We start from the raw sequence: 25738 nt of genomic DNA on the forward strand, positions 1-25738 counted from the left end.
CCGAGAACTGGCCGGTGACCCCGATCGCGGCCCGGACCGCCTGCGCCTCACGGGCCAGGTCGTGGCCGGCGACCTGCGCCTGACCGCCGTCCGCCCTGATCAACGTGGAGAGGATCTTCACCGCGGTCGTCTTGCCCGCCCCGTTCGGGCCCAGCAGGGAGAAGATCGTGCCTTCCGCGACGGCCAGGTCGATGCCGTCGAGGACCAGCTTGTCGCCGTAGGACTTGCGCAGACCGTTCGCCGCGATGGCCATGGTGGTCATGAGAGGTGCTCCCTTTCCAGGACGTCCGGGGCTTTTGGGATTCAGAGGCTGCGGGCGGTGATGTCGCCGTAGGCGGTGGTCGCGTGGATGGTCAGGCCGGCGGCGGCGCCGTCGGTGTTGTTCAGCGCGTTGTGGATGCGGCCGTAGCCGGTGCCCGCGTCCAGGGAGGCGGAGGCTCCGTGAGCGGCGCCGATCTCGATGTCACCGTGCTCGGTGCGCAGCGTGACCGTACCGTGCAGGGCCTCGGTGATCCGGATGTCGCCCTGCTGGGTGCTGATCTCGGCGGGGCCGCCCATGCGGCCGACCGCGATGTCGCCGGCGAGGAGGGTGAGGCGGGTGCCGGCGGTCTCGTCGAGCTTGACCGAGCCCTGCGCCCCCTCGAAGGTGACGTCGCCGAGCCGTCCCACGCCCCGGAAGCCGGCGGCGGCGGCCTTCGCCTCGACGCGGGAGCCGGCGGGCAGCTGGACGGTCACCTCGACGGCCCCGGAGCCGCTGCCGAGGATCCGGTTCCTCGCCGGCGCGGCCTCGATACGCAGGACACCGTCGCCGTAGGCGACCTGGATCTGCTCGGCCGCCTTCACGTCGCGGCTCTTGGCGGGGTCCGCCGGGAGGATCTCGACGGTGGTGTCGGCCCGGTCGGCGGCGATGAGCCGGATCTGTCCGGCGGGGATGTCGAGGACGGCCGCGATCGGAGCGGGGGTGTCGAACGTCCGCGGGGTGGTCTGCTGCGTCTGCATGGTGTGCTCCTCAAGTCCGTGCGCCTTGTTTCCGACGAGAGAAACGCTACGTTGCCTTCACTAAGTCGACAACACACTTGTTGCGCTCGACTCACATCAGTGCAGGTCAGCACTATTAATTCGTTGCAACCAGCTGAACGATAACGCAACACAACAGCGACGATTCGTTGCAATGAGTTGAGGGTGAACGCTATGGTGAGCCCACCCCGCACCACGAAGGAGGCCGCGATGCCCGGAGGCAGGCTCACCCAGCAGGAACGTCAGCAGATCGCGCTGGGACTGGCCGACGGCCTCGCCTACGCGGAGATCGCCCGGCGTCTCGACCGTCCGACCTCGACGATCACGCGCGAGGTGATGCGCAACGGCGGCCCCACCGCCTACCGCGCCGACCTCGCCCACCGCGCCGCCGAGCAGCGTGCCCACCGTCGCAGGCAGGCCGCGCCCCGGGGTGCGAAGGCGCCCGCGCAGGCGCACGGGCGCGACCCCGAGGCGATGCGCGCGTACGAGGAGACGTTCACGACCGTGATGATGCAGTCGGGCATGCCGAAGATGACGGCCCGTGTCATGGCAGCCCTCAGCCTCACCGACTCGGGCAGCCTCACCGCGTCCGAGCTCGTCCAGCGTCTCGAGGTCAGCCCGGCGTCCGTGTCCAAGGCGATCGCGTTCCTCGAGAGCCAGGGCATGGTCCGCCGCGAGCGCGACGGGCGGCGCCGCGAGCGCTATGTGATCGACAACGACGTCATGTACCAGTCGATGATGGCCAGTGCCCAGGCCATCGCCCGGATAGTGGAGATCACCCGGCAGGGCGTCGGCGTGCTCGGCGCCGACACCCCGGCCGGGGTTCGTTTCGAGAACATCGCCCGCTTCCTCGACTTCGTCGCCGAGAGCACGGCCCGCGCGGCGGAGCAGGCACGCGCGATCCTTCACTCGACGCCTGCCACCGCGCCGGAGAGCGCTGCTGAGCCGGGGTCAGAGGGCTGAGGGAACGGGTGGGTCAGTGTGCCGCGGGCTTCTCCGCGCCCGAGGCCCGGACCTGGGGCTCGCGCCACATCGACCACAGCGTGGGCCCGCCGCCGGGCAGTTGGAGTTTCTCGCGGACGGTGAAGCCGAAGTGCTCGTAGAAGGGGAGGTTGTCCGGCTTGGACGACTCCAGGTAGGCGGGGAGGCCCGCCGCGTCCGCCTGGGCGAGGCCCGAGCGGAGCAGCGCGGCTCCGTGGCCCTGGCCCCGGGCGGCGGGGTCGGCGCCGATGACGGCCAGGTACCAGTGCGGTTCACGGGGCGAGTGCTTGGCGGCCGACTCCACGGCCTCCCCGAAGAGGGCGGCCCGGTCACCGAGGATGTTCTGCAGTTCGCCGATGGTCTCCGCGTCCGGGACGGCCTGGGGCTGGGCCTCCGGCGGCACCCAGAACGCGGCGCCGGCGCCGGTGCGTTCGCAGACCGCGTGGTGGGCGTACTGGCGCGTGAAGATCGTGCCGAAGTAGCGGGTCAGGCCTTCCTCGCGCGTGGTGTCGTCGGGGAAGAACCAGCGCATCATCGGGTCGTCGTCGAAGGCGCGGGCCAGGGTGCGGCTGACGAAGGCGGCGTCGTCGAGCGTTGCCGTTTCGGGTGCGTTCGGTATGGGCATACCGGTCATTCTGCACGCCGTGATCATCAGCCGGTGGGGCGGGGTGGCGCCCATCGGGGCGTTGTCTCAGTCGAGTTCGCCTCGTTCGACGCAGAACTCGTTGCCCTCGGGGTCGGCCATGGTCACCCAGCCCTTGCCGTCCGGGCGTGTGTGGTCGGCCAGTTGGCGGGCGCCGAGGCCGATGGCGCGGGCCACTTCCTCGGCCCGGGTGCGGCCCGTGGGCCTCAGGTCGAAGTGGAGGCGGTTCTTCACCGCCTTGGGTTCGGGCACACGGACGAAGAGCAGGCCGGGACCAGTGCCGGACGGGTCCTCGATCAGGGCCTCCGGGTCGCCCGGCTTGTCGTCGTCGGAGACCTGACGGCCCAGCAGGGCGCTCCAGAACAGGGCCAGTTCGTAGGGATCGCCGGTGCAGTCGAAGGTGATGTGGCGGATCGTGGGGTTCAACGGGGCTCCCGGTGCGTCGAGTTCGGGCGTCGGCCTGGTCTCGCAGGATGTCGTGGCAGGGCAGCCGTCGTCGAACCGTTTTCCGGCGGGTGCGGGCCGGGTGGGACACGCCGCCGAGCGGCGGGTGCGGGCTGGGCGGAGCTCAGGGGGATGCAGGGCGGAGCTCCAGGATGTGCCGGGCGTGCCTCAGGGGCGCCCCCTGAGCTGTCCCCTTCGCTGGGGGAGTTAGCCTCTGAGCCAGGTGTGACACCCGCCCCACGGGCACGGCAGCAGGAGGCAGGCAATGGCGAAGGTTCCCAGCTCGGTGGTGGCCGCGAGTGGGCTGGTCGGTGGGTACGGCGTCGCCCGCTGGACGCGGAAGCGGCAGCTGGGCGGTGTGGTCCTCGCCGCCGCGGGCGCCGCTGCCGCGCGGCAGTGGCGGGAGCAGGCCGGCGGAGTGGCGGCGGGGGCACTGACGGCCGCGTACGTCGCCGCCTTCGCAGGGTCGCATCCGCTGGCCAAGAAGGTGGGTGCCTGGCCGGCGGTCTTCTCGGTCGCCGGGGCCGTGGCCCTGGCGTCGTGGGCGGTGGCCGACCGGCGCGGCTGAGCGGAACCCGCCGGCTCACCCTGGCGGAACCGGCCCCGCTCACCCCCGGTGAGTGAGGACGTTCACCACCCGCCCGCCCGGATCCCGCACGAAGAAGCGGCGTACGCCCCACTCCTCGTCCCGCAGCTCCCGTACGATCTCCGCGCCCGAGGCCTTGACCTGGGCGTACACCGCGTCGACGTCCTCCACCTCGACGCTCAGGTCGGGGACCACGGGCGCGGTGCGTTCCTCCGTGAAGAAGCTGATCTGGGCGGTGGGGTTGGCGGGGGACGCCAGGGTGACCACCCAGCCCATGTCCATGACCTCCTCGAAGCCGAGCAGGCCGTAGAAGTCGCGGTTCGCGCCCAGCTCCTTGTCGGAGCCGACCTGGACGTCGGGCATGACTCTGCGGATCGTCATGCGCCAGGTCTACCCGCCGCCGCGGCCGCTACGCCGTCGCCGGCCTGGACTGTCCGTGTCTGCTCTTCGCCTGCGCGCCCGCCGTCGCCGTCAGCGGCTGGGCGATGTCCTCCAGCGACCGCCGTTCCGCCTTCACCGCGAGGAACACGGCCACCAGACCCGCCGCACACATCAGGCCGGCGCCGATCTGGAAGGCGAGCACCGTGTCGGCGACCTTGCCCGTGCCGGTGAGTTCGGCGAAGAGCAGCGGGCCGCTGATGCCGCCCGCGGCCGTGCCGATGGCGTAGAAGAAGGCGATCGACATGGCCCTCGTCTCCATGGGGAACACCTCGGAGACGGTCAGGTACGCGCTGCTCGCGCCCGCCGACGCGACGAACAGCACCGCGCACCAGCAGGCCGTCAGCGTGGCCGCGCTCAGCGAGCCCCGGTCGAACAGCCAGGCCGTGGCGAACAGCAGCAGACCGGAGACCAGATACGTGCCCGAGATCATCACCCGGCGGCCCACGGTGTCGAAGAGTTTGCCGAGCAGCAGCGGGCCCAGGAAGTTGCCGAGGGCGATGACGGCGAAGTAGTAGCCGGTACTGCCGGAGGGGACGTCGTAGAACGTCGTCAGGATCGCGCCGAAGCCGAAGGTGATGGCGTTGTAGAGGAACGCCTGGCCGATGAAGAGGGAGAAGCCGAGGACCGCACGCCTGCGGTACCGCGAGAGCACCGTGCGGGCGATCTCGGCGAACGTGACGCTCTTGCGCTGGTGGATGGTCAGTTCGCCCTCGGCGCGCGGCAGCGGCTCGCCCTTCTCGGCCTCGACGCGCTGCTCGATGTCCGAGACGATCCGTTCCGCTTCCTCGTCGCGGCCGTGGATCAGCAGCCAGCGCGGGCTCTCCGGGACGTGGCGGCGTACGAGCAGGATGACCAGGGCGAGGACGGCGCCGAGGGCGAAGGTCAGGCGCCAGCCGACGTTCGCCGGGAAGATCGAGGTGTTCAGCGCGACGATCGACAGCAGCGAACCGCCGACCGCGCCCAGCCAGAAGCTGCCGTTGATGATCAGGTCGACGCGGCCCCGGTACGGCGCCGGGATCAGCTCGTCGATCGCGGAGTTGATGGCCGCGTACTCCCCGCCGATGCCGAAGCCGGTGAGGAAGCGGAAGAGGAAGAACCACCAGGTGTCGAAGGCGATCGCGGTCAGGGCGGTGGCGCCGAGATACACCGCGAGGGTGATCATGAAGAGTTTTTTGCGCCCCCAGAGGTCGGTCAGGCGGCCCCAGAACAGGGCGCCCGCGCAGGCTCCGGCGACATAGAGGGCGGCGGCGATACCGGTGACCTGGCCGGAGGTGATCGGCAGTCCGCTGCCGGGCTCGGACAGGCGGCTCGCGATGTTGCCGACGACCGTGACCTCCAGGCCGTCCAGGATCCACACGGTGCCGAGACCGATGACGACGGACCAGTGCCAGCGGGACCAGGGAAGCCGGTCCAGGCGGGCGGGGATGCTGGTGGTGACGGTGCGTCCGGTCGGGCCGGTGCCTGCGGCCGGTGCGGTTCCTCCGGTGGTCATAGGGCCCCCTCCTCGGCGAAGCGACCACCGTCGGGTGCCCTGACATGTACGGTTCTACGCCCAGCCCGGCCCGGCCCGGCCCGGCCCACGCCCGTCCTACGCCCGGCGCACGCCCCGCCTACGCCCCCAGCGCCCGCGACACGGTGTAGATCACCAGCCCCGCCAGTGAGCCGACCACCGTGCCGTTGATGCGGATGAACTGCAGGTCGCGGCCGATGTTCGCCTCGATCTTCTTCGTGGTGTGCTCGGCGTCCCAGCTCGCCACCGTGTCGGTGATCAGGGAGGTGATCTCCTTGCGGTAGGTGGTGACGACGTACACCGCCGCGCTCTCCAGCCAGCCGTCGACCTTGCCCTGCACCTTGGGGTCGGCCGCCATCCGCGCGCCCAGCGACAGCAGCGAGGCCCGTACGCGCAGCCTGAGTTCGCTGCGCTCGTCCTCCGCCGCGGAGACGATCATGGACCGTACGGCGGTCCACGCGGAGGCGATCAGGTCCTGCACCTCGCCGCGGCCGAGGACGTCTGTCTTCAGCCGCTCCACGCGGGTGCGCGTGTCGGTGTCGGACTGCAGGTCGGAGGCGAAGTCGGTGAGGAAGCGGTCCAGGGCGCCGCGGGCGGGGTGGGCGGGCATGTCGCGCATCTCCGCGCAGAAGCGCAGCAGTTCCTTGTAGACGCGCTCGCCGACCTTGCGGTCCACGAACCTGGGGGTCCAGCCGGGGGCGCCGCCCTGCACGGCGTCCATCACGGAGTCGCTGTGCAGGATCAGCCAGTCGTGGGCGCGGGTGACGATCAGGTCGACGGCGCGTTTGTGGCCGCCGTCGGCGACGATCTTCTCCAGCATCTTGCCCATGCCGGGGGCGATCTCCTGGGCGTCGGCGCGGCGGGTGATGGCCTCGCCGACGACCGCCTGGACGTCGGAGTCGCGCAGCACGGTGAGCGCGCCGCGCAGGGCGGCGGAGAGCTCGGCGGTCACGCGGTCGGCGTGTTCGGGGACGGCGAGCCAGGCGCCGAGGCGGCTGCCGATGCCGACGGCGCGCAGCCGCTGGCGTACGACGTCCTCGGAGAGGAAGTTCTCGCCGACGAAGTCGCCGAGCGAGACGCCCAGCTGGTCCTTCTTGGTGGGGATGATCGCGGTGTGCGGGATGGGCAGGCCGAGGGGGTGGCGGAAGAGGGCGGTGACCGCGAACCAGTCGGCGAGCGCGCCGACCATGCCGGCCTCGGCGGCGGCGGCGACATAGCCCGCCCAGGGGCCTGCGCCCTGGTGGGAGGCCACCTTGGCGAGGACGTAGACCAGGGCGACGAACAGCAGCAGGCCGGTGGCGGTGAGTTTCATCCGGCGTACGCCGCGCCGCTTCTCCTCGTCCGCGGGGCTGAACGTGGTCATCGCGCGGTTCGTGACCGGGCCGGGGCGGGCATGCTGCTCCTCGGCACCCCGCCCGCCGGTTTGCCCGGTGTCTGACGTTTTCGTCCGTTCCATCCGCTCCACCCGTTCGGTGATCCCTCACACATTGTCCCTTCCTGACCGACTCCCGGAACGGAACAGGAGTTCCCGGCGTCTGTCCGGAGGGGGAAGGCGAGGGGGTCCTGTCAGCCTCTCCCCGCCCATGACGCATCATGGGCTCATCGGATCGGAGCCTCGGGGCTCCCACCTCCCGAGGAGAACAGAACAGCATGACCCGGGGTCGTGACGGGGGCGCGGGGGCGCCTCCCGCCAAGTACCGAGCCCTGCTCGCCGCGATCGTCGCAGCGATCGTGGCCGTGTCCGCCGCCATCTTCGTCGGCGTGTCCTCCGACGACGGCACGAACAGCCGCGACACCCTCGCCGGTGGCCGCGGCGCCCACAACAACCCGGCCGCACCCGCCTCCACCGGCACCTGGGTCGGTTCCTGGGCCACCTCGCCGGTCGGGGGCGAGCCCGGCACCGAGATGCGGGGGCTGGCGGGGCGCTCGGTGCGCAACGTCGTCCACACCAGCGTCGGCGGTACGAGTGCCCGCGTCACCCTGTCCAATCTCTACGGCCAGTCCCCGCTGACGATCAGCCACGCCTCGATCGCCGTCTCCGCGGGCGCGGACTCGGCGGCGGCGCTCGCCGGAACGATGCGGCAACTGACCTTCACGGGGCGGGCCGCGGTCGTCATCCCGGCGGGCGGTCAGGTGATGAGCGACGCGGTGCGCCTCACCGTCCCGCACGACGGGGACGTCCTGATCACGACGTACTCCCCCACCGCCTCCGGGCCGGTCACCCACCACCCGCATGCGCGCCAGGTCTCCTACGCCGCCGTCGGCGAGCACACCCGGGACACCACGGGCACGCCGTACACCGAGCGGTTCACGTCCTGGCGGTACGTGACCGCGCTGGACGTGCTGAGCAACGAGTCGGACGGCACGGTCGTCGTCCTCGGCGACTCGCTCACCGACGGCATCACCTCCACGACCGGCGTGAACAACCGCTGGCCGGACATCCTCTCCGACCGGCTGCGCACCGCCGTCGAGTCCGGGCGGGACGTGCCGCGCTACAGCGTCGTCAACGAGGGCATCAGCGGCAACCGTGTCCTGACCGACGGCCTGGGGCGCCCGCCGGAGAACCCCAGCGGCCTGAACCGCTTCGGCCGGGACGTGCTGAGCCGCACCAACGTGAAGGTCGTCGTGATCGTCCTCGGCGTCAACGACATCCTGCGCGACCCGAACACCGCGGACCCGGACCGCATCGTGGCCGGCCTGAAGGCCCTCGTGGACCGGGCCCACGCGCGGGGCCTGAAGGTGGTCGGCGCGACCCTGATGCCGTTCGGCGGCCACCGCGGCTACACGGACGCCCGCGAGGCGGTCCGCCAGGAGATCAACGCCGAGATCCGCGCGGGGCGGGTGTTCGACGCGGTCGCCGACTTCGACAAGGGGCTGCGTGACCCGTACGACCCTCGGCGGCTTCGGGCGGACTATGACTCCGGGGATCATCTGCACCCCAGCGACAAGGGGTACGCGCGGATGGCCGAGGTGTTCGACCTGGACGATCTGAAGGGTGGGGGCGCGGCGGAGCTGTAGGCCCGTGGGGCGTCGGGGGTGGTTTTCTCGCCCCCGCCGCCCCTTCCCGTCCCGTCCCCAGGGGGCTCCGCCCCCTTCGACCCCCGATCAGGGGCTCCGCCCCTGCAACCCCGCCGGGACTTCCCCCGGCCCCCGCATCGGCCGGAACGGGCCTCGTCCTCGAGCTCTCCCCGAGGGGGCACCCCGGACGGGCCGGAACAGCTCACGTGCGCCGAAGCGCCGGCGGGCGGCAACAGCTCACCTGCGCCGAGTGCCGACGGGCTGGAACAGGACACTTGCCCCGACACGTCGGCGGGCCGGAACAGCTCAGGCAGCCCGAAACACCGGCGGGACGGAACAGCTCACCCGCCCCCACACACCGGCGAGCCCGAACAGCTCACCCGCCCCCACACACCGGCGAGCCCGAACAGCTCACCCGCCCCCACACACCGGGCGGGCCGGAGGCGCTCACGTGTCCAATTCGCGGCGGGCTTCCTTGCGTTCCAGTTTCTCCCTGCGGCGCTCCTCGCGCAGGCGCTGCTTCTCCGCACGCGGGAGTTTGCGCTGGACGCCGACGCCGCCCCAGAAGGCGAAGCCCGTGACGATCACGCGCGGGGCGCCCGGGTCGCCCGGCACGCCCGCCTCGCGGTGATCGAAGCCGCCCATGATGCCGATGCCGCGCACGACGACCTCGACACCCGGCGGCACGACGACATCCACCCCGCCCATGATCGCGACCGCGTTGATCACGATCTCGCGGTCCGCGAAGTCCGCCTCGCGCAGATCGATCTCACCGCCGCCCCAGAACGCGAAGCAGTTGAAGCGGCGCGGCGCCGTCCAGCGGCCCTTGCGCTGGAAACCCGACATCACCGCGACGGCCCACGTCGACCTGCCGTCGTCGTCCCCGCCGACGATCCGGTCCGCCCAAGCGCCACCCCGCGCGGGCTCCTTGCTCAGCGACACCACCGGTGCGGCCCCGCCCGGGGACGGCAGGTCGCGGGTGATCGGCTCCAGCTCGCCGTACGTGCGCGCCTTGTACGTCGCGTCCAGGCGTTCCCCGAACTCCTCCATGTCCAGACGCCCCTCCGCGAGGGCGTCCCGCAGGATGTCGGCGACCCGTTCACGGTCGGCGTCGGAGGCGCGGAGGTCCGGGACAGCGTCGTCGGTCATACACAGCAGCCTACGATTTCCCCCCGACCGGCGGCTACGAGAGCTACGGTTGCGTAGCCGCTCGTTCCGCCCGTTCCGCGTACATCTTGGCGATCACGGCCTCGATGTCCGGCTCCCGTACCGAGAGATCCACCAGCGGGCACTCCGCCGCGATCCGCGCCACCAGCGGCGCCGCCGACTGCGACGCCGGGAACGCCAGCCACTGCCGGGGCCCCTCCACACGGACCACCCGCGCCGGCGCCGGCACCTCGAGCGGCGGCAGCTCCCGCTCCAGGTCCACCACCAGCGTCCGCTCGCTCTCCCCCGCCTCGTGCAGCCCGGCGAGCGGACCGTCGTACATCAGCCGGCCGTGGTCGATGACCATCACCCGGCCGCACAACTGCTCGATGTCCTGCAGATCGTGCGTCGTCAGCAGCACCGTCGTGGCCCGCTCGGCGTTCAACTCCCGCAGGAACTCCCGCACCTTGGTCTTGCTGATCACGTCCAGACCGATCGTCGGCTCGTCCAGGTACAGCACCTCCGGATCGTGCAGCAGCGCCGCCGCGATGTCGCCGCGCATCCGCTGACCGAGGGAGAGCTGCCGCACGGGGACGTCCAACAGGTCGGCCAGGTCCAGCAGTTCCACCATCCGGTCCAGGTTCTCGCGGTAACGCCCGTCCGGGATCCGGTACATGCGGTGCATCAGCCGGTAGGAGTCGATCAGCGGGAGGTCCCACCACAGCGTGGTCCGCTGCCCGAACACCACCCCGATCCGGTGCGCCAGCCGCGTCCGCTCCCGGCTCGGGTCGATGCCCGCCACCCGCAGCCGCCCGGCGCTCGGGGTGAGGATCCCGGTCAGCATCTTGATCGTCGTCGACTTCCCGGCGCCGTTCGGCCCGATGTAACCGACCATCTCGCCGCGCGCCACCCGGAAGGAGATCGAGTCGACGGCCCGCACCTGCCGCCGCTCCCGCTTCAGGAAACCGGTCTTCCTGCGCACGTCGAAGACCTTCTCCACCCGGTCGAGCGTGATGAAGTCACCCTCGCGGGCCCGTGCCTCGTCCACCCGTCAGCTCCCTGTACTCCGATACGAGCGCAGCCCCGCCCGCCACGCCACCCCCGCGAGCGCACAGCACGCCACCGCCACCAGCGGCGAGGCGAACGCCGCCCAGCCCGGCAGATCCAGCGGATAGGGCCGCCCGAGCACATACGTCGCGGGCACCCAGTTCACGAAGGCGAGCGGCAGCACGAACGTCACCCCGCGCACGAGTTCCTTTCCGAACACCGTCGGCGGGTACTGCAGCAGCGTCGTACCGCCGTAGGTGAACGCGTTCTGCACCTCGGAGGCGTCCTGCGCCACGAACTGGAACGCCGCCCCCGCCACGAACACCGCACAGAAGATCGCCGACCCGCTGACCAGCATCACCGGCATCAGCAGCAGCCGGCCGGCCGTCCAGTCGATGTCGACGGTGCTCAGCGCGTACCCGAGGACCAGCGCCCCCTGGGTGACCCGCCCGAGCCGGCGCAGCCCGAACCGGTCGGCGGCCACCTGCGCCAGCACCGGCGCCGGGCGCACCAGCAGCGTGTCGAGCGTGCCGTCGCGCACCCGCTGACCGAGCTTGTCCATCGAGCCGATCGCCAGGTCGGCGAACCCGAAGGAGATGCTGGTCAGGCCGTAGAGGAAGGCAATCTCGGGGAGGGCGTAGCCGCCGAGGGCGTCGACGCGGGAGAACATCAGCAGGATCGCCACGAAGTCGAGCGCCGTCAGCGCGAAGTTCCCCACCGTGGTCAGCACGAACGACGTGCGGTACGCCGTGGTGGAGCGGATCCACATTCCCACGATCAGCCGGTACGCCCGCAGCCCGTCCCTGAGCCGGGAGGATCGCCGGCCCCCGGCGACACCGGCGTCAGCCACCCTGGACCACCACCCGCCGCGTCGCCACCGACTGCAGCAGCCGCCCGGCCGCCAGCAGCACCACCGCCCAGCCCGCCTGGAACGCGTACGTGCCGGGCAGAGCGGCCTCGCCCATCAGCACGTCCGCGGGCGCCTGGAGCATCGACGACCACGGCAGCGCCCGCACGACCTCGCCGAGCGCACCGGGGAAGACGTTCAGCGGCAGCAGCATCCCCGAGCAGAACGTGCCGGTGATCATCAGCATCTGCGCCACCCCGGTGCCGTCGAGCAGCCAGAACGCCGACAGCGCCACCAGATAGCGGACGGCGAAGCTGACGACCATCGCGAGCGCCACCGCGACCAGGAACGCCGCCCAGGTCATCGGGTCGGCGGGCAGCGCGAGGTGGAAGAACAGCCCTCCGACGGCGAACGGCACCACCCCGCGGCCCAGCAGCTGGAACGCCGCCCGCCCCAGATCCGCGGACAGCCACCACAGCTGAAGGTCGGCCGGCCGGTACAGATCGATCGCCACGTCACCCGTACGGATGCGTTCCATCAGTTCGCTCTCGACGCCGCCGCCCCCGAGGGCGAGCGTCGACAAGAACGCCTGCCCGAGCCACACGTACGTCAGGGCCTGCGCCTGGTCGTACCCGCCGAGACCGGGCCGCTCGTCCCACAGGGCGACATAGGTGTAGGCGAGGACCAGCCCGAACACCGTGTTGGTGAACACCCCCGCCAGGGTGGCCGCCCGATATGTCGCGTACCGTCGGAAGCCACCCGCCGCGACGGCCGCGTACAAGCGTCCCGAGCCCACGCCCGCACCCTCCTCCCGCGCCCGGCACCGAAGCGCAGGAGCCTAGCGGGGGCGGCGGGCGGGCTGCCACGCGTTTTCCGGGCGCCGGCAGGCGGCCCGGGGCGGGCGACAGCCGCTCCTCGCGGCCCTGGTCACCCGTTTCGCGCCAGCCATGCGTGTGAGAAGCCGCATGTCTGCGCGACGCGCGCCGTGGCGGGGAACTGATCGCCGGATGCGACAGTCTTCCATGAGGGGGAGCGCACCAGGCGTACTGGAGCGAACGAGGCGAAACAGGAGTCCGTGCACGACATGAGCGACGAGCCGCAGCAGCAGCCCCACCAGGGCTGGGCACCCAGAGAGCCGCAGGCGGCGAACGCCCCTCAGGACAACGGCAAGGGCCGGCGCACCGGATGGCGGCGCCTGATCCCCACCTGGCGCATGGTGCTCGGCACCTTCCTGATCGCCGCGCTGCTGATCGTCGGCGGCTTCGTCCTCGGCTACACCCTGGTGAAGATCCCGCCCGCCAACGCCCTCGCCACCCAGCAGGCCAACGTCTACCTGTACGCGGACGGTTCCGTCATCGCCCGCGACGGCGAGGTCAACCGGGAGAACGTCGGCCTCGCCCAGGTCTCCAAGGACGCCCAGCACGCCATCCTGGCCGCCGAGGACCGCGACTTCTACAGCGAGTCCGCCATCGACCCCGGCGCCATGGTCCGCGCCGCCTGGAACACCGCCACCGGCAAGGGCAAGCAGTCCGGCTCCACGATCACCCAGCAGTACGTGAAGAACTACTACCTGCGCCAGGAGCAGACCGTCACCCGCAAGGTGAAGGAGTTCTTCATCGCCATCAAGCTGGACCGCGAACAGTCCAAGGACAAGATCCTCGAGGGCTACCTCAACACCAGCTTCTTCGGCCGCAACGCCTACGGCATCCAGGCCGCCGCCCACGCCTACTACGGCATCGACGCCGCCGAGCTCGACCCCGCCCGCGCCGCCTACCTCGCCGCGCTCGTCAACGCGCCCAGCCAGTACGACGTCATCGCCCACCCGGAGAACCGCGACGCGGTCGTATCCCGCTGGAACTACGTCCTGGACGGCATGGTCGAGAAGGGCTGGCTCAGCGAGTCCGAGCGGGCCGGCATGAAGTTCCCGATGCCGAAGCAGACCACCGTCTCCACCGGCCTGTCCGGCCAGCGCGGCTACATCGTGAACATCGTCAAGGACCACCTGATCCAGAACAAGATCGTCAGCGAGGAGGAGCTCGACGCGGGCGGCTACCGCATCACCACCACCCTGCACAAGGACAAGCAGGACGCCTTCGTCGACGCCGTCAACGACAAGCTGATGGACCGGCTCGACAAGAAGAACCGCAAGGTCGACACGTACGTCCGCGCGGGCGGCGCCTCCGTCGAGCCGAAGACCGGCAAGGTCGTCGCGATGTACAACGGCATCGACTACGTCAAGCAGTACACCCCCAACGCCACCCGCCGCGACTACCAGGTCGGCTCCACCTTCAAGCCGTTCGTGTTCACCTCCGCCGTCGACAACCGGTCCAACACCCAGGACGGCCGTCTGATCACTCCGAACACGACGTACGACGGCACCAACAAGCGCCCGGTGGAGGGCTGGAGCGGCGGCCGCTACGCCCCCGAGAACGAGGACCAGGTCTCCTACGGCGACATCACCGTCCGCGAGGCCACCGACAAGTCCGTCAACGCGGTGTACGCGCAGATGGCCGTGGACGTCGGCTCCGACAAGGTCATGCGGACCGCCATCGACCTCGGCCTGCCCTCCTCCACCCCGGAACTGACCCCCTCCCCCTCCATCGCGCTCGGAGTCGCCACCGCCAGCGTCCTCGACATGGCCCAGGCCTACGCGACCCTCGCCAACCACGGCGAGCACCGCACGTACACGATCGTCGAGAAGGTCACCCGCAACGGCGAGACCGTCGAGCTGCCCGAGAGCCGGACCCGCCAGGCCGTCAGCCGCGAGGCCGCCGACACCACCACCTCCGTGCTGCGCGGCGTCGTCAGGGGCGGCACCGCCACCGCCGCCCAGGGCTCCGGCCGCCCCGCCGCCGGCAAGACCGGCACCGCCGAGGAGGACAGGGCCGCCTGGTTCGCCGGCTACACCCCCGAACTGGCCACCGTCGTCGCCGTGATGGCCCAGGACCCGGAGACCGGCAGCCAGAAGAAGCTGTACGGCGCCATGGGCCTGCCCCGCATCAACGGCGGCGGCGCCCCCGCCGAGATCTGGGCCCAGTTCACCCGCGAGGCCCTCCAGGGCGAGCCCGTGCGCGACTTCGACCTCCGGCTCCAGCCCGGCGCCGACCAGACGCAGCCGCCCACCGACAGCACACCCAGCGGACCCGCCTCCGACGGCCCCGACGAGGACGCCGAGCAGACGCCGGAGGACGAGGAGACCACCGGGCAGACCCCGGGCGAGGACGAGGGCGAGGACCAGGGCCAGAGCGACGGCGGCACCGAGGACGGCGGCACCGGCGACACCACCGGCGGCGACACCGAGGGCGGGACCGCCACCGGCGGCACGACGGGCGGCACCGGCGACGGTGAGAGCGGCGACGGCGGAACCGACGGGGACGAGGGCGGCACGGGCCAGGGCGGCCCGACCGGCATCGTCCCGACGCGCAGGCCCTGAGCCCGGGAAGGGCCCGTCAGTGGCCGGAGGTCGCCTTCAGCCCCACCACGGCGACCAGCAGCAGACAGATGAAGAAGATCCGGGCGGCGGTCACCGGCTCCCCCAGCACCACCATGCCCAGCACCGCCGCCCCGGCCGCGCCGATCCCGACCCACACGCCGTAGGCCGTGCCGATGGGCAGGGTCTTCGCGGCGTACGACAGCAGCACCATGCTCGCGACGATGCCGGCGCCGGTGAACACGCTCGGCCAGAGCCGGGTGAAACCCTCGGTGTACTTCATGCCGATCGACCAGCCGACCTCCAGCAGACCGGCGACGACGAGCAGAACCCAGGCCATGACAGGCACCTCCGGGACACGAACGGAAACGGGGGTGCGTCGTCTTTGCCTTCACCCGGTACGGCGCGTCTCGTCGGGACCCAGTGGGTCCTTCCACCATAGCCAAGAGCAGCCGAAAGGGGCCGGTGACGATGGTCACCAGCCCCTCACACCTCAGAACTACAGGTGATTACAGGTACAAGCCGGTTGAATCCTCGGAACCCTCGAACCGGTCCGCGGCCACGGCGTGCAGATCGCGCTCCCGCATCAGCACATACGCGATCCCCCGCACCTCGACCTCGGCACGGTCCTCCGGGTCGAACAGCACCCGGTCACCCGGCTCCACGGTCCGTACGTTCTGCCCCACCGCGACGACCTCGGCCCAGGCCAGCCGGCGGCCCACCGCCGCCGTGGCGGGAATCAGGATGCCGCCCCCGGAACGCCGCTCGCCCTCACTGGTGTCCTGCCGCACGAGTACGCGGTCGTGCAGCATCCGGATGGGCAGCTTGTCGTGCTGGGGACTGTGCTCGTTTCTGTTGGCGCTCACGCTGTGAAACCTACCTGCCTTCGCCGCGAACGTACGCGGGCGGGTCAGCCCCGCCGCCGGCGGGTGCCCAGGGCCAGCAGCCCCACGACGCCCACCACCAGCACCGCCACCGGCACGACCCGCTCCAGCCGGGGCGCGCCCTTCTCGTCCACGAACTGCGCCTTGACGTCGCTCACCGCGCGGTTCACGCCGACGTAGGCCCGCCCGAGGGTGTGATCCACGTTGGCGGCGACCTTCGCCTTCGCATCGCCCATGATCGTCTTCGGGTGCACCCGCACACCGATCTCGTCCAGGGTCTCGGCCAGCACCGCGCGACGGCGCTTGATGTCCGCCTCGATCTGCGCCGGGGTTCTGGTGTCCGCCGTGTCCGCCACCGTGTCGCCTCCGAAATCCGCTGATACCTGTGCCGGACAGTCTGTCAGCTCCGGACGCCGCCGCACTGTCAGGACCCCCGGTTACGCTAGTCCGATGAGCGAGCGACTCCAGCCCGGGGACGTGGCCCCCGCCTTCACCCTCCCCGACGCCGACGGCAACCAGGTGTCCCTGTCCGACCACAAGGGCCGCAAGGTCATCGTCTACTTCTACCCCGCTGCCCTTACCCCCGGCTGCACGAAGCAGGCCTGCGACTTCACCGACAACCTGGAGCTCCTCGCCGGCGCGGGCTACGACGTCATCGGCATCAGCCCCGACAAGCCGGCGAAGCTGGCGAAGTTCCGCGAGCAGGAGTCCCTGAAGATCACCCTCCTCGCCGACGAGGACAAGCAGGTCCTGAACGCCTACGGCGCGTACGGCGAGAAGAAGAACTACGGCCGCACCTACCTGGGCGTCATCCGCTCCACGATCGTCGTGGACGAGGAGGGCACGGTGGAACGCGCCCTGTACAACGTCCGAGCGACGGGCCACGTGGCCAAGATCATCAAGGATCTCGGCATCTGAGCGCACTGCCCGGCCGCTAGCATGGCCGGGCAGTATCAGGCGGCCGTGGTGGAACTGGCAGTCACGCTGGGTTTAGGTCCCAGTGGGGTAACTCCCGTGAGGGTTCGAGTCCCTCCGGCCGCACCGTCTTCTCTCAGCCCAGCAGCTCGCGCACCACGGGTACCAGGGCGCGGAACGCCTTGCCGCGGTGGCTGATGGCGTTCTTCTCGGCCGGGGTCAGTTCCGCGCAGGTCCTCGTCTCGCCGTCCGGCTGGAGGATCGGGTCGTAGCCGAAGCCGTTCGTGCCGGCGGGCTCTCGGCGGAGGGTGCCTCTGAGTTGGCCCTCGACCACCCGCTCCGTGCCGTCCGGCAGCGCCAGGGCCGCTGCGCAGGCGAAGTGGGCGGCCCTGTGGTCGTCGGGGATGTCCGAGAGCTGGGCCAGGAGCAGGTCGAGGTTGGCCTTGTCGTCGCCGTGGCGGCCCGACCAGCGGGCCGAGAAGATGCCGGGGGCGCCGTTCAGGACGTCGACGCAGAGGCCGGAGTCGTCGGCGACGGCCGGGAGGCCGGTGGCCTGGGCCAGTGCGTGGGCCTTCAGCAGGGCGTTCTCGGCGAAGGTGACGCCGGTTTCCTTGACGTCGGGGATGTCCGGGTAGGCGTCGGCGCCGACGAGCTCGTGGGGCAGGCCGGACTCGGCGAGGATCGCCCTCAGTTCGGTGATCTTTCCGGCGTTGCGGGTGGCGAGGATCAGGCGGGTCATGGGGACCAGTATTCCGGTCCCCATGACCTTCGCTCGAGGTGCCTTACGGGGTGCAGACCTTGGTCAGTTCGCCGGCCGCGTCGGTGACCGGGCTGATGTCGGGGGTCTGGTCACCGTTCTCGATGGAGGTGCGGACGTTGTCGACGGCCTTGTTCAGGTCGTCGACCGCCTTGTTGACGTCCGCGTTGTCGGTCTTGTCGCCGATCTCGCCGAGGTTCTTGTCGATGGAGTCGAGGGACTCCTCGAGCTGGGTCACGTCGTTGGAGGCGTTCTCCACGGCCTGCTGGAGGTCGGTGACGCTGTCGGCGATGGCGTCGGCGGTCTGGACGCAGTCCAGCGCCTTGTCGACGGCGTCGCAGCCGGTGGTGAGTCCGGCGGTCAGCGCGACGGCCGCCAGGGTGGCGGCGACGGCTGCGGTGCGGCGTCGGCGGCTCGCGGCCATGGAACGGTCCCTCCCTCGTCGGGCCGGTCGGTGGTCCGGCCGGCCCTGGTCGCTGGCCGGGCGCACAGGGATGAGCCGTGCGCCCGTATCTCTTCAGACGCGGCGGTGGCCGGCGCGGTTGCCCGCGTCGGCCACCTGCCTTGGTGCGCCTTTTACCTTCCTTTACCGTTCGAGGACGGTATCAAGCGCGGTGCGCTGCGCGGCGGCGAGTTCGGTGCAGCCGGCGACGGCGAGGTCGAGGAGGGCGTCGAGTTCCTCACGGGCGAAGGGTTCGGCCTCGGCGGTGCCCTGGACCTCGACGAAGCGGCCGTCGCCGGCGCAGACGACGTTCATGTCGGTGTCGGCCTTGACGTCCTCCTCGTAGCACAGGTCGAGCATGGGGACGCCGGCGACGATGCCGACGGAGACGGCGCTGACGGTGCCGGTGAGGGGCTGGCGGCCGGGGCGGATGAGCTTCTTGGCCTGGGCCCAGGCGACGGCGTCGGCGAGGGCGACGTAGGAGCCGGTGATGGCGGCGGTGCGGGTGCCGCCGTCGGCCTGGAGGACGTCGCAGTCGAGGACGATGGTGTTCTCGCCGAGTGCCTTGTAGTCGATGACGGCGCGCAGGGACCGGCCGATGAGGCGGCTGATCTCGTGGGTGCGGCCGCCGATGCGGCCCTTGACGGACTCGCGGTCGCCGCGGGTGTTGGTGGCGCGGGGAAGCATCGCGTACTCCGCGGTGACCCAGCCCTCGCCGCTGCCCTTGCGCCACCGCGGGACGCCTTCGGTGAGGGACGCGGTGCACAGGACCTTGGTGTCGCCGAAGGAGACGAGGACGGAGCCTTCGGCGTGCTTGCTCCAGCCGCGTTCGATGGTGATCGGGCGGAGTTGTTCGGGGGTGCGGCCGTCGATTCGAGACATGGCGTCGAGCCTAGCCGCACATGCGGAAGGGGCCCCTCCCGCGGTGGGTGAGGGGCCCCGGTGAGCGGGCGAGGCTCACATCATGTCTTCGATCTCCGCTGCGATGGGGTCGGCGTCGGTGCCGATGACGACCTGGATCGCGCTGCCCATCTTGACGACGCCGTGGGCGCCGGCGGCCTTCAGGGCGGCTTCGTCGACCTTGGCGGCGTCCACGACCTCGGTGCGCAGGCGGGTGATGCAGCCTTCGACCTCTTCGATGTTGTCGATGCCGCCGAGCCCGGCAACGATCTTCTCAGCCTTGCTGGCCATGTTCGTTCTCCCTGATCCGAACCGCTTTGTCGCAGTAACCCACAGTTGGCCCATCTTCGCGAGCGGTCATGTCGGACGTATCGAATGATGGCGTCACGACAGCGGAACCGTCCGTCGACTGGTCTACACCACCGGGTGGATCGCCGACAAACCCGCAGCGAAGGGGACCGGATGAGCACCGACCGTCCCGCCGGCACGGAGGACCGGGTGAGTCCCGCGCGTGAACGCTGGAACCGGCTGTTCCAGGGTCTGCAGAAGATGGGGCGCAGCCTGCAGCTGCCGATCGCCGTGCTGCCGGCGGCGGGCATCCTGAACCGGCTGGGGCAGCCGGACGTGTTCGGCGACGACGGGCTCGGCTGGACCAATGTCTCGAAGGTGATGGACGGCGCGGGCGGCGCGCTGCTGGACGGTTCGCTGGGGTTGCCGCTGCTGTTCTGTGTCGGTGTGGCGATCGGCATGGCGAAGAAGGCGGACGGGTCGACGGCGCTGGCGGCGGTCGTGGGCTTTCTCGTCTACTTCAATGTGCTGCGGCAGTTCCCGGAGGACTGTCCGGAGGGCTCTCAGGCGGTGCCGGACGTCGGCTGCCAGCTGGCGGACGGGACGGTGACGGCGTACGACTACCAGAATCCGGGTGTCTTCGGCGGCATCGTCATCGGTCTGATGGCGGCGTTCTTCTGGCAGCGGTTCCACCGCACGAAGCTGGTGGACTGGCTGGGCTTCTTCAACGGCCGGCGTCTGGTGCCGATCATCATGGCGTTCGTGGCGATCGCGTTCGCGGCGCTGTGTCTGTGGGTCTGGCCGCCGATCGGTGACGCGCTGGAGAGTTTCAGCGACTGGATGTCGGATCTGGGCGCGTGGGGCGCGGGTGTGTTCGGGGTGGCGAACCGGGCGCTGCTGGTGATCGGCCTGCATCAGTTCCTGAACGTGCCCATCTGGTTCCAGTTCGGCACGTACACCACGCCGGACGGCGAGGTGGTGCACGGTGACATCAACATGTTCCTGGCGGGCGACCCGGACGCCGGTCAGTTCACCTCGGGCTTCTTCCCGATCATGATGTTCGCACTGCCGGCGGCGGCCCTGGCGATCACCCACTGCGCGCGGCCGAGCCGCCGCAAGGAGGTCGGCGGCCTGATGCTGTCGGTGGCGCTGACGTCGTTCGTCACGGGCATCACCGAGCCGATCGAGTACTCGTTCCTGTTCATCGCCCCGCTGCTGTACGCGGTGCACGCGGTGCTGACGGGTGTGTCGATGGCGGTGACCTGGGCGCTGGGGGTGAAGGACGGGTTCAGTTTCTCGGCCGGACTCATCGACTACGTCATCAACTGGAACCTTGCGAGCAGACCCTGGGCGATCATCCCGATCGGTCTGTGCTTCGCTGTCGTGTACTACGTGATCTTCCGTTTCGCGATCACGAAATTCGATCTGAAGACGCCGGGACGGGAGCCGGAGGAGGAAGTGGAGGACGTCACCAAGGTGTGAGGAAGCGCGGGTTCCTTATGCGGCCTTCATCGTGCTACAACAGGTCTACACCACTGAGTGGTGTAGACCACCACCGATGGAGGAAGTATGAGCACCGCCACCGCATCGGCGGCCCCCGCGAAGAAGCGGGGATCCGGCCTGTTCCAGGGCCTGCAGAAGGTCGGCCGCAGCCTTCAGCTCCCGATCGCCGTGTTGCCGGCGGCGGGCATCCTGCTCCGGCTGGGACAGACCGACGTCCAGGAGAAGCTGAACCTTCCCGACAAGGTCACGGCGGTGTTCGCCACCGCGGGTGGCGCGATCTTCGACAACCTGCCGATGCTGTTCTGCATCGGCGTGGCCATCGGTTTCGCGAAGAAGGCCGACGGCTCCACGGCGCTCGCCGCCCTCGTCGGCTTCCTGGTCTACAGCAACGTCCTGAAGGCGTTCCCGGTCACCGAGGCGCAGGTCAAGGCCGGCGAGGACATAGCCGCGACCTACAACAACCCCGGTGTCCTCGGCGGCATCCTGATGGGTCTGCTGGCCGCGGTGCTGTGGCAGCGGTACCACCGCAAGAAGTTGGTCGACTGGCTCGGCTTCTTCAACGGCCGCCGTCTCGTCCCGATCATCATGGCGTTCGTCGGCACCGCGATGGGTGTCTTCTTCGGCCTGGTCTGGGAGCCGATCGGTGAGGTCATCTCCGACGCCGGCGAGTGGATCACCGGTCTGGGCGCCGCGGGCGCGGGTCTGTTCGGTCTGATCAACCGCGCGCTGATCCCGATCGGCATGCACCAGTTCGTGAACACCGTGTCCTGGTTCCAGATCGGCGACTTCACCAACGCCGCCGGTGACGTCGTCCACGGTGACCTGAACCGCTTCTTCGCCGGTGACCCGAGCGCCGGAATGTTCATGTCCGGCTTCTTCCCGATCATGATGTTCGGCCTGCCGGCCGCCGCGATCGCCATTGCGCACTCCGCCCGTCCCGAGCGCCGCAAGGCCGTGATGGGCATGATGGTCTCCCTCGCGCTGACCTCCTTCGTGACCGGCGTGACCGAGCCCATCGAGTTCTCGTTCATGTTCATCGCCCCGGTGCTGTACGCGATCCACGCGGTGCTCACGGCCCTGTCCATGGCGATCACCTGGGCCTTCGGCGTCCACGCCGGCTTCACCTTCTCCGCGGGCGCCATCGACTACGGGCTCAACTGGAGCCTCGCCACCAAGCCCTGGCTGATCATCCCGATCGGCCTGGTGTTCGCGGCGATCTACTACGTCGTCTTCCGCTTCGCCATCACCAAGTTCAACCTCCCCACCCCGGGCCGCGAGCCCGAGGAGGAGGTCGAGGACGCCACGAAGGCGTGACGCCCCGCTGAACGGCGCGAAGGCCCCGGACCCCGAGGTGATCGGGTCCGGGGCCTTCGTCGTGCGGTCGCGGCTCTCAGATCTCGTACGTCCTGCCGGGCGCCGCCAGTTCCACCGGGCCGGTGTACACCGCGCGGGCGTCGGTGAGGTTGATCTGGGGGTCGGTCCACGGGGGGATGTGGGTGAGGACCAGGCGGCGGGCCTGGGCCCGGGCCGCGGTCTCGCCGGCCTCACGGCCGTTGAGGTGCAGGTCGGGGATGTTCTCCTTGCCGTGCGTGAAGGCGGCCTCGCACAGGAAGAGATCGGCGTCACGGGCGAGTTCGTCCAGCGCCGGACTCACTCCGGTGTCGCCCGAGTACGTCAGCGACTTCCCGCCGTGCTCGATACGGATGCCGTACGCCTCCACCGGGTGGGCCACACGCTCGGTGTGCACGAGGAACGGGCCGATCTCGAAGGTGGACGGCTTGACCGTGTGGAAGTCGAAGACCTCGCTCATCGAGGAGGCCGAGGGGGTGTCGGCGTAGGCGGTGGTCAGCCGGTGTTCGGTGCCCTCGGGTCCGTAGACGGGCAGGGGGGCGCAGCGGCCGCCGTCGTGCCGGTAGTAGCGCGCCACGAAGTACGCGCACATGTCGATGCAGTGATCGGCGTGCAGATGGCTGAGGAAGATCGCGTCGAGGTCGTAGAGACCGCAGTGGCGCTGCAGCTCGCCAAGGGCGCCGTTGCCCATGTCGAGGAGCAGCCGGAAGCCGTCGGCCTCGACGAGGTAGCTCGAGCAGGCCGATTCCGCGGACGGGAACGACCCCGAGCAGCCGACGACGGTGAGCTTCATGAAGCAGAAACCTCCGCTGGCGGGGATGAGAAAACGGGGGTCGTGCGGTTCGTCGAGCGTAAGGCGCAAAACCTTTGGTCGCTCCTCCACCAGGGGCTGTTGTGGGCGAACTCACCTGTGCTGTCACCGGTTCGGCTGGAAGCGGGGCGTGTGAGGCGCGTGAGGGGGCGCGCGGCGACAGGGCGCGCCGGTAACGTCATGCGCATGGACACGTCCTGGTGGCTCGTGCTCTCCGCGGTGGTGTTGCTCGCGCTGGTCGCCACGCTCGTCGACGGGTGGGGCCGGGGCAGACGGGCCCTGGAGCGCGGGGCACGCGCGGCGCACCGGCCACAGCCGGCGGAGATCTGGTGGGCGGGGGTGCCCTACGAGGACGGTCCGGGCGCGAAGGACCGGCCGTGCCTGGTGCTGGCGGTGCACGGGAGGCGTGCGACGGTCGCCAAGATCACCAGTAAATACCGGGAAGGGCGGACGGGGGCAGTTATTCCGCTGCCGCCCGGTTCGGTCGGGGATCCGCGGGGACGGGCGAGTTTCCTGGAGACGGACGAGCTGCGGGAAGTGCGTATGCGTGACTTCCGCCGGCGGGTGGGCACGGTGGACCCGGTCCTGTGGGACCAGGTCCGTCGCCTGGCCGGCTAGGGGCGGGCAACGCGCCCAGGGGCGCGGGGCTGTGTCGACATGCGGCTCCGCCGCGTGGGCGCGACCAGCCCCCACTCACCGGCGGCCGACACTCAAGCCCAGAGCTGCCCCTGCAACGTCTCGATCGCTTCCTCGGTCGTCGCAGCGGTGTACACCCCCGTCGACAGGTACTTCCAGCCCCCGTCGGCGACGACAAACACCACGTCGGCGGACTCCCCCGCCTTCAACGCCTTCTTCGCGACCCCGATCGCCGCATGCAGCGCCGCCCCCGTCGAGACCCCCGCGAAAATCCCCTCCTGCTGCAAGAGCTCCCGGGTCCGCGTCACCGCATCCGCCGACCCGACCGAGAAGCGCGTGGTCAGCACGGACGCGTCGTACAGCTCCGGCACGAAGCCCTCGTCGAGGTTCCGCAGCCCGTACACCAGGTCGTCGTACCGGGGCTCCGCGGCGACGATCTTCACGTCCGGCTTGTTCTCGCGCAGATAGCGGCCCACGCCCATCAGCGTGCCGGTCGTGCCGAGACCGGCGACGAAGTGCGTGATGGACGGGAGGTCGGCCAGGATCTCCGGGCCCGTGGTCGCGTAGTGCGCGCCCGCGTTGTCCGGGTTGCCGTACTGGTAGAGCATCACCCAGTCCGGGTGCTCGGCGGAGAGCTCCTTGGCGACGCGCACGGCGGTGTTGGAGCCGCCCGCGGCCGGGGAGGAGATGATCTCCGCGCCCCACATGCCGAGCAGCTCACGGCGTTCCTGCGAGGTGTTCTCGGGCATCACGCACACCATGCGGTAGCCCTTGAGCTTCGCGGCCATGGCGAGCGAGATGCCGGTGTTGCCGGAGGTCGGCTCGAGGATGGTGCAGCCGGGGGTGAGCCGGCCGTCCTTCTCCGCCTGCTCGATCATGTGCAGCGCCGGGCGGTCCTTGATCGAACCCGTCGGGTTGCGGTCCTCCAGCTTGGCCCAGATCCGGACGTCGGCGGACGGCGAGAGCCGCGGCAGGCGCACCAACGGGGTGTTGCCCACCGCGGCCAGCGGGGAGTCGTACCGCATCGCCGGTCAGGCCATGCCGCCGGCGACGGCCGGCAGGATCGTGACGTTGTCGCCGTCGGTGAGCTTGGTGTCGATGCCGTCGAGGAAGCGGACGTCCTCGTCGTTGAGGTAGACGTTGACGAAGCGGCGCAGCTGGTCGCCGTCCACGATCCGGGCCTGGATGCCCGAGTGCCGGGTCTCGAGGTCGGCGAAGAGCTCGGCGAGGGTGTCCCCGGTGCCCTCCACCGCCTTCTGGCCGTCGGTGTACTGGCGGAGGATGGTCGGGATGCGGACCTCGATGGCCATGGCAGAGGGCTCCTGTCGGAAGGTGTGGTCTGGTTCGGAGTGGGCGCGCGCGGTGGCGCCGCCGCGGCTCACTGGCCCGTGCGGCGGCAGGAGAAGATCAACAGATGGCGCTGTTCAGCCTGCACAGGTCGACGTGCAGCCGCGCCACGAGCAGTGTGCCCCGCGCCTTTTCGCTCACGTCGAGAAGAACCATGGGGTCATCGTATCGATTCCCGGCCGGGCTCCCGGAGTGTGATCTCACCGCTCGGACACCTTTCATCCACCATGCGAAACGTACGAGGCAGGCGCACCCGTCGGGACGCCGTGTGCCGACCATCAGTACGTCTCGACGACCTTGACCTCTTCCTCCGTGACCTCGCCCTCCAGGATGCGGAACGAGCGGAACTGGAACTCGCCCGCGCCGTCGGTGTCCGCGGTGGAGACCAGGACGTAGTGGGCGCCGGGCTCGTTGGCGTAGGAGATGTCGGTGCGGGAGGGGTAGGCCTCGGTGGCGGTGTGGGAGTGGTAGATGACCACCGGCTCCTCGTCGTTGTCGTCCATCTCCCGGTACAGCTTCAGCAGGTCCTGGGAGTCGAACTCGTAGAAGGTGGGCGAGCGGGCCGCGTTCAGCATCGGGATGAAGCGCTCGGGGCGGCCGGAGCCCACCGGCCCCGCCACCACGCCGCACGCCTCGTCGGGGTGGTCGGCGCGGGCATGGGCGACGATCTTGTCGTACAGGGCCTGGGTGATGGTCAGCATGAGGCTCAGGATAAGCAGAAGGGCCGTCCCGTACCGAGGGGTGGTACGGGACGGCCCGGATGCTGGACGCCTTGAGCGGCGGCGGCAGGGAGTG

General features: G+C 70.4%; 30 protein-coding genes, 1 tRNA gene, 1 pseudogene and 1 riboswitch. Of the genes and pseudogenes, 9 read left to right on the forward strand and 23 right to left on the reverse strand.

Annotation, left to right across the window (positions count from 1 at the left end; genetic code table 11):
- Positions 1-262: ATP-binding cassette domain-containing protein (locus tag AB0412_RS25725; protein WP_366404942.1), on the reverse strand; the 262-nt coding region annotated here is incomplete at its 3' end.
- 41 nt (positions 263-303) lie between these two features.
- Positions 304-999: a DUF4097 family beta strand repeat-containing protein gene (locus AB0412_RS25730; protein ID WP_366404943.1), complete on the reverse strand. Its 696-nt coding sequence runs from the start codon at positions 997-999 to the stop codon at positions 304-306.
- Positions 1000-1227: 228 nt separating this feature from the next.
- Here AB0412_RS25730 and AB0412_RS25735 point away from each other — a divergent pair, with 228 nt between their 5' ends.
- The gene (locus AB0412_RS25735) at positions 1228-1980 is read left to right on the forward strand and encodes a helix-turn-helix domain-containing protein (protein ID WP_366404944.1); all 753 of its coding nucleotides are present in this window, start codon (positions 1228-1230) and stop codon (positions 1978-1980) included.
- 13 nt (positions 1981-1993) lie between these two features.
- On the opposite strand, the gene AB0412_RS25740 is transcribed toward AB0412_RS25735, so the two are convergent.
- Together AB0412_RS25740 and AB0412_RS25745 are read right to left on the reverse strand one after the other, a co-directional pair.
- On the reverse strand, positions 1994-2632 hold the full coding sequence (locus AB0412_RS25740; RefSeq protein ID WP_366404945.1) for a GNAT family N-acetyltransferase: 639 nt from the start codon (positions 2630-2632) through the stop codon (positions 1994-1996).
- 57 nt (positions 2633-2689) lie between these two features.
- Positions 2690-3067, reverse strand: coding sequence for a VOC family protein (locus AB0412_RS25745; RefSeq protein WP_366404946.1), 378 nt, complete (start codon positions 3065-3067; stop codon positions 2690-2692).
- 283 nt (positions 3068-3350) lie between these two features.
- Between AB0412_RS25745 and AB0412_RS25750 the strand changes: the two genes are divergently transcribed.
- On the forward strand, positions 3351-3653 hold the full coding sequence (locus AB0412_RS25750; protein WP_366404947.1) for a hypothetical protein: 303 nt from the start codon (positions 3351-3353) through the stop codon (positions 3651-3653).
- A gap of 39 nt (positions 3654-3692) precedes the next feature.
- Here AB0412_RS25750 and AB0412_RS25755 read toward each other — a convergent pair whose 3' ends face one another.
- From AB0412_RS25755 to AB0412_RS25765, 3 genes are all read right to left on the reverse strand, one after another.
- Entirely contained in the window at positions 3693-4052 is a 360-nt protein-coding gene (locus tag AB0412_RS25755; protein ID WP_366404948.1) for a VOC family protein, read from the reverse strand.
- A gap of 28 nt (positions 4053-4080) precedes the next feature.
- Entirely contained in the window at positions 4081-5604 is a 1524-nt protein-coding gene (locus AB0412_RS25760) for an MFS transporter (RefSeq protein WP_366404949.1), read from the reverse strand.
- 118 nt (positions 5605-5722) lie between these two features.
- Positions 5723-7078 carry a DUF445 domain-containing protein gene (locus AB0412_RS25765; protein WP_366404950.1) on the reverse strand — a complete coding sequence of 452 codons (1356 nt, stop codon included), beginning with the start codon at positions 7076-7078 and terminating at the stop codon, positions 5723-5725.
- 194 nt (positions 7079-7272) lie between these two features.
- On the opposite strand from AB0412_RS25765, the gene AB0412_RS25770 reads away from it, so the two are divergent.
- A complete protein-coding gene (locus AB0412_RS25770) occupies positions 7273-8640 on the forward strand; it encodes an SGNH/GDSL hydrolase family protein (protein ID WP_366404951.1) in 1368 nt (455 codons plus the stop codon).
- 471 nt (positions 8641-9111) lie between these two features.
- On the opposite strand, the pseudogene AB0412_RS25775 reads toward AB0412_RS25770, so the two are convergent.
- The 4 genes and pseudogenes from AB0412_RS25775 to AB0412_RS25790 form a co-directional block, all read right to left on the reverse strand.
- A pseudogene (locus tag AB0412_RS25775) lies at positions 9112-9789 on the reverse strand (DUF1707 domain-containing protein); the annotation flags it as partial.
- A 43-nt stretch (positions 9790-9832) separates the two neighbouring features.
- The gene (locus AB0412_RS25780) at positions 9833-10834 is read right to left on the reverse strand and encodes an ATP-binding cassette domain-containing protein (protein ID WP_366404952.1); all 1002 of its coding nucleotides are present in this window, start codon (positions 10832-10834) and stop codon (positions 9833-9835) included.
- A 3-nt stretch (positions 10835-10837) separates the two neighbouring features.
- Entirely contained in the window at positions 10838-11683 is an 846-nt protein-coding gene (locus AB0412_RS25785; RefSeq protein WP_366404953.1) for an ABC transporter permease, read from the reverse strand.
- Entirely contained in the window at positions 11676-12476 is an 801-nt protein-coding gene (locus AB0412_RS25790) for an ABC-2 family transporter protein (protein WP_366404954.1), read from the reverse strand. The genes AB0412_RS25785 and AB0412_RS25790 overlap by 8 nt, the downstream gene beginning before the upstream one ends.
- Before the next feature lie 288 nt (positions 12477-12764).
- On the opposite strand from AB0412_RS25790, the gene AB0412_RS25795 reads away from it, so the two are divergent.
- Positions 12765-15113 (forward strand): transglycosylase domain-containing protein, encoded by a 2349-nt coding sequence (locus tag AB0412_RS25795; RefSeq protein WP_366404955.1) that lies wholly within the window; start codon positions 12765-12767, stop codon positions 15111-15113.
- A 16-nt stretch (positions 15114-15129) separates the two neighbouring features.
- On the opposite strand, the gene AB0412_RS25800 is transcribed toward AB0412_RS25795, so the two are convergent.
- The 3 genes from AB0412_RS25800 to AB0412_RS25810 all read right to left on the reverse strand — a co-directional run bounded on the left by AB0412_RS25800 (position 15130) and on the right by AB0412_RS25810 (position 16350).
- The gene (locus tag AB0412_RS25800; protein WP_366404956.1) at positions 15130-15450 is read right to left on the reverse strand and encodes a multidrug efflux SMR transporter; all 321 of its coding nucleotides are present in this window, start codon (positions 15448-15450) and stop codon (positions 15130-15132) included.
- 33 nt (positions 15451-15483) lie between these two features.
- Positions 15484-15544: riboswitch (guanidine-III (ykkC-III) riboswitch) on the reverse strand.
- Positions 15545-15619: 75 nt separating this feature from the next.
- Positions 15620-15976, reverse strand: a complete 357-nt coding sequence (locus tag AB0412_RS25805) for a co-chaperone GroES (protein ID WP_366404957.1) — start codon at positions 15974-15976, stop codon at positions 15620-15622.
- 44 nt (positions 15977-16020) lie between these two features.
- Positions 16021-16350, reverse strand: coding sequence for a DUF3618 domain-containing protein (locus AB0412_RS25810; protein ID WP_366404958.1), 330 nt, complete (start codon positions 16348-16350; stop codon positions 16021-16023).
- Between the two features lie 94 nt (positions 16351-16444).
- Here AB0412_RS25810 and bcp point away from each other — a divergent pair, with 94 nt between their 5' ends.
- Positions 16445-16912, forward strand: a complete 468-nt coding sequence (gene bcp, locus AB0412_RS25815; RefSeq protein WP_366404959.1) for a thioredoxin-dependent thiol peroxidase — start codon at positions 16445-16447, stop codon at positions 16910-16912.
- Between the two features lie 39 nt (positions 16913-16951).
- Positions 16952-17035 (forward strand) — tRNA-Leu (locus AB0412_RS25820).
- 10 nt (positions 17036-17045) lie between these two features.
- Here AB0412_RS25820 and rdgB read toward each other — a convergent pair.
- The 4 genes from rdgB to AB0412_RS25840 form a co-directional block, all read right to left on the reverse strand.
- Positions 17046-17648 (reverse strand): RdgB/HAM1 family non-canonical purine NTP pyrophosphatase, encoded by a 603-nt coding sequence (gene rdgB / locus AB0412_RS25825; protein ID WP_366404960.1) that lies wholly within the window; start codon positions 17646-17648, stop codon positions 17046-17048.
- 43 nt (positions 17649-17691) lie between these two features.
- On the reverse strand, positions 17692-18090 hold the full coding sequence (locus tag AB0412_RS25830; RefSeq protein WP_366404961.1) for a hypothetical protein: 399 nt from the start codon (positions 18088-18090) through the stop codon (positions 17692-17694).
- A 162-nt stretch (positions 18091-18252) separates the two neighbouring features.
- Positions 18253-18990 carry a ribonuclease PH gene (gene rph / locus AB0412_RS25835; protein WP_366404962.1) on the reverse strand — a complete coding sequence of 246 codons (738 nt, stop codon included), beginning with the start codon at positions 18988-18990 and terminating at the stop codon, positions 18253-18255.
- Positions 18991-19065: 75 nt separating this feature from the next.
- Positions 19066-19299: a PTS glucose/sucrose transporter subunit IIB gene (locus AB0412_RS25840; RefSeq protein WP_366404963.1), complete on the reverse strand. Its 234-nt coding sequence runs from the start codon at positions 19297-19299 to the stop codon at positions 19066-19068.
- A gap of 171 nt (positions 19300-19470) precedes the next feature.
- Between AB0412_RS25840 and AB0412_RS25845 the strand changes: the two genes are divergently transcribed.
- Together AB0412_RS25845 and AB0412_RS25850 are read left to right on the forward strand one after the other, a co-directional pair.
- The gene (locus AB0412_RS25845; RefSeq protein WP_366404964.1) at positions 19471-20778 is read left to right on the forward strand and encodes a PTS transporter subunit EIIC; all 1308 of its coding nucleotides are present in this window, start codon (positions 19471-19473) and stop codon (positions 20776-20778) included.
- A gap of 87 nt (positions 20779-20865) precedes the next feature.
- Positions 20866-22113: a PTS transporter subunit EIIC gene (locus tag AB0412_RS25850; protein ID WP_366404965.1), complete on the forward strand. Its 1248-nt coding sequence runs from the start codon at positions 20866-20868 to the stop codon at positions 22111-22113.
- Positions 22114-22189: 76 nt separating this feature from the next.
- On the opposite strand, the gene AB0412_RS25855 is transcribed toward AB0412_RS25850, so the two are convergent.
- Entirely contained in the window at positions 22190-22942 is a 753-nt protein-coding gene (locus AB0412_RS25855; protein ID WP_366404966.1) for an MBL fold metallo-hydrolase, read from the reverse strand.
- Positions 22943-23146: 204 nt separating this feature from the next.
- Here AB0412_RS25855 and AB0412_RS25860 point away from each other — a divergent pair, with 204 nt between their 5' ends.
- Entirely contained in the window at positions 23147-23578 is a 432-nt protein-coding gene (locus tag AB0412_RS25860) for a type II toxin-antitoxin system PemK/MazF family toxin (protein ID WP_366404967.1), read from the forward strand.
- A gap of 92 nt (positions 23579-23670) precedes the next feature.
- Here the strand turns inward: AB0412_RS25860 and AB0412_RS25865 are convergent, their stop codons facing one another.
- From AB0412_RS25865 to AB0412_RS25880, 4 genes are all read right to left on the reverse strand, one after another.
- A complete protein-coding gene (locus tag AB0412_RS25865) occupies positions 23671-24621 on the reverse strand; it encodes a cysteine synthase (RefSeq protein ID WP_366404968.1) in 951 nt (316 codons plus the stop codon).
- Positions 24622-24627: 6 nt separating this feature from the next.
- The gene (locus tag AB0412_RS25870) at positions 24628-24906 is read right to left on the reverse strand and encodes a MoaD/ThiS family protein (protein ID WP_366404969.1); all 279 of its coding nucleotides are present in this window, start codon (positions 24904-24906) and stop codon (positions 24628-24630) included.
- Between the two features lie 97 nt (positions 24907-25003).
- On the reverse strand, positions 25004-25099 hold the full coding sequence (locus AB0412_RS25875; protein ID WP_366404970.1) for a putative leader peptide: 96 nt from the start codon (positions 25097-25099) through the stop codon (positions 25004-25006).
- Between the two features lie 122 nt (positions 25100-25221).
- On the reverse strand, positions 25222-25644 hold the full coding sequence (locus AB0412_RS25880) for a M67 family metallopeptidase (RefSeq protein ID WP_366404971.1): 423 nt from the start codon (positions 25642-25644) through the stop codon (positions 25222-25224).
- Positions 25645-25738 lie beyond the last annotated feature (94 nt).

It is taken from the genome of Streptomyces sp. NPDC052012 (genome assembly GCF_040689265.1).
Taxonomy (GTDB): domain Bacteria; phylum Actinomycetota; class Actinomycetes; order Streptomycetales; family Streptomycetaceae; genus Streptomyces.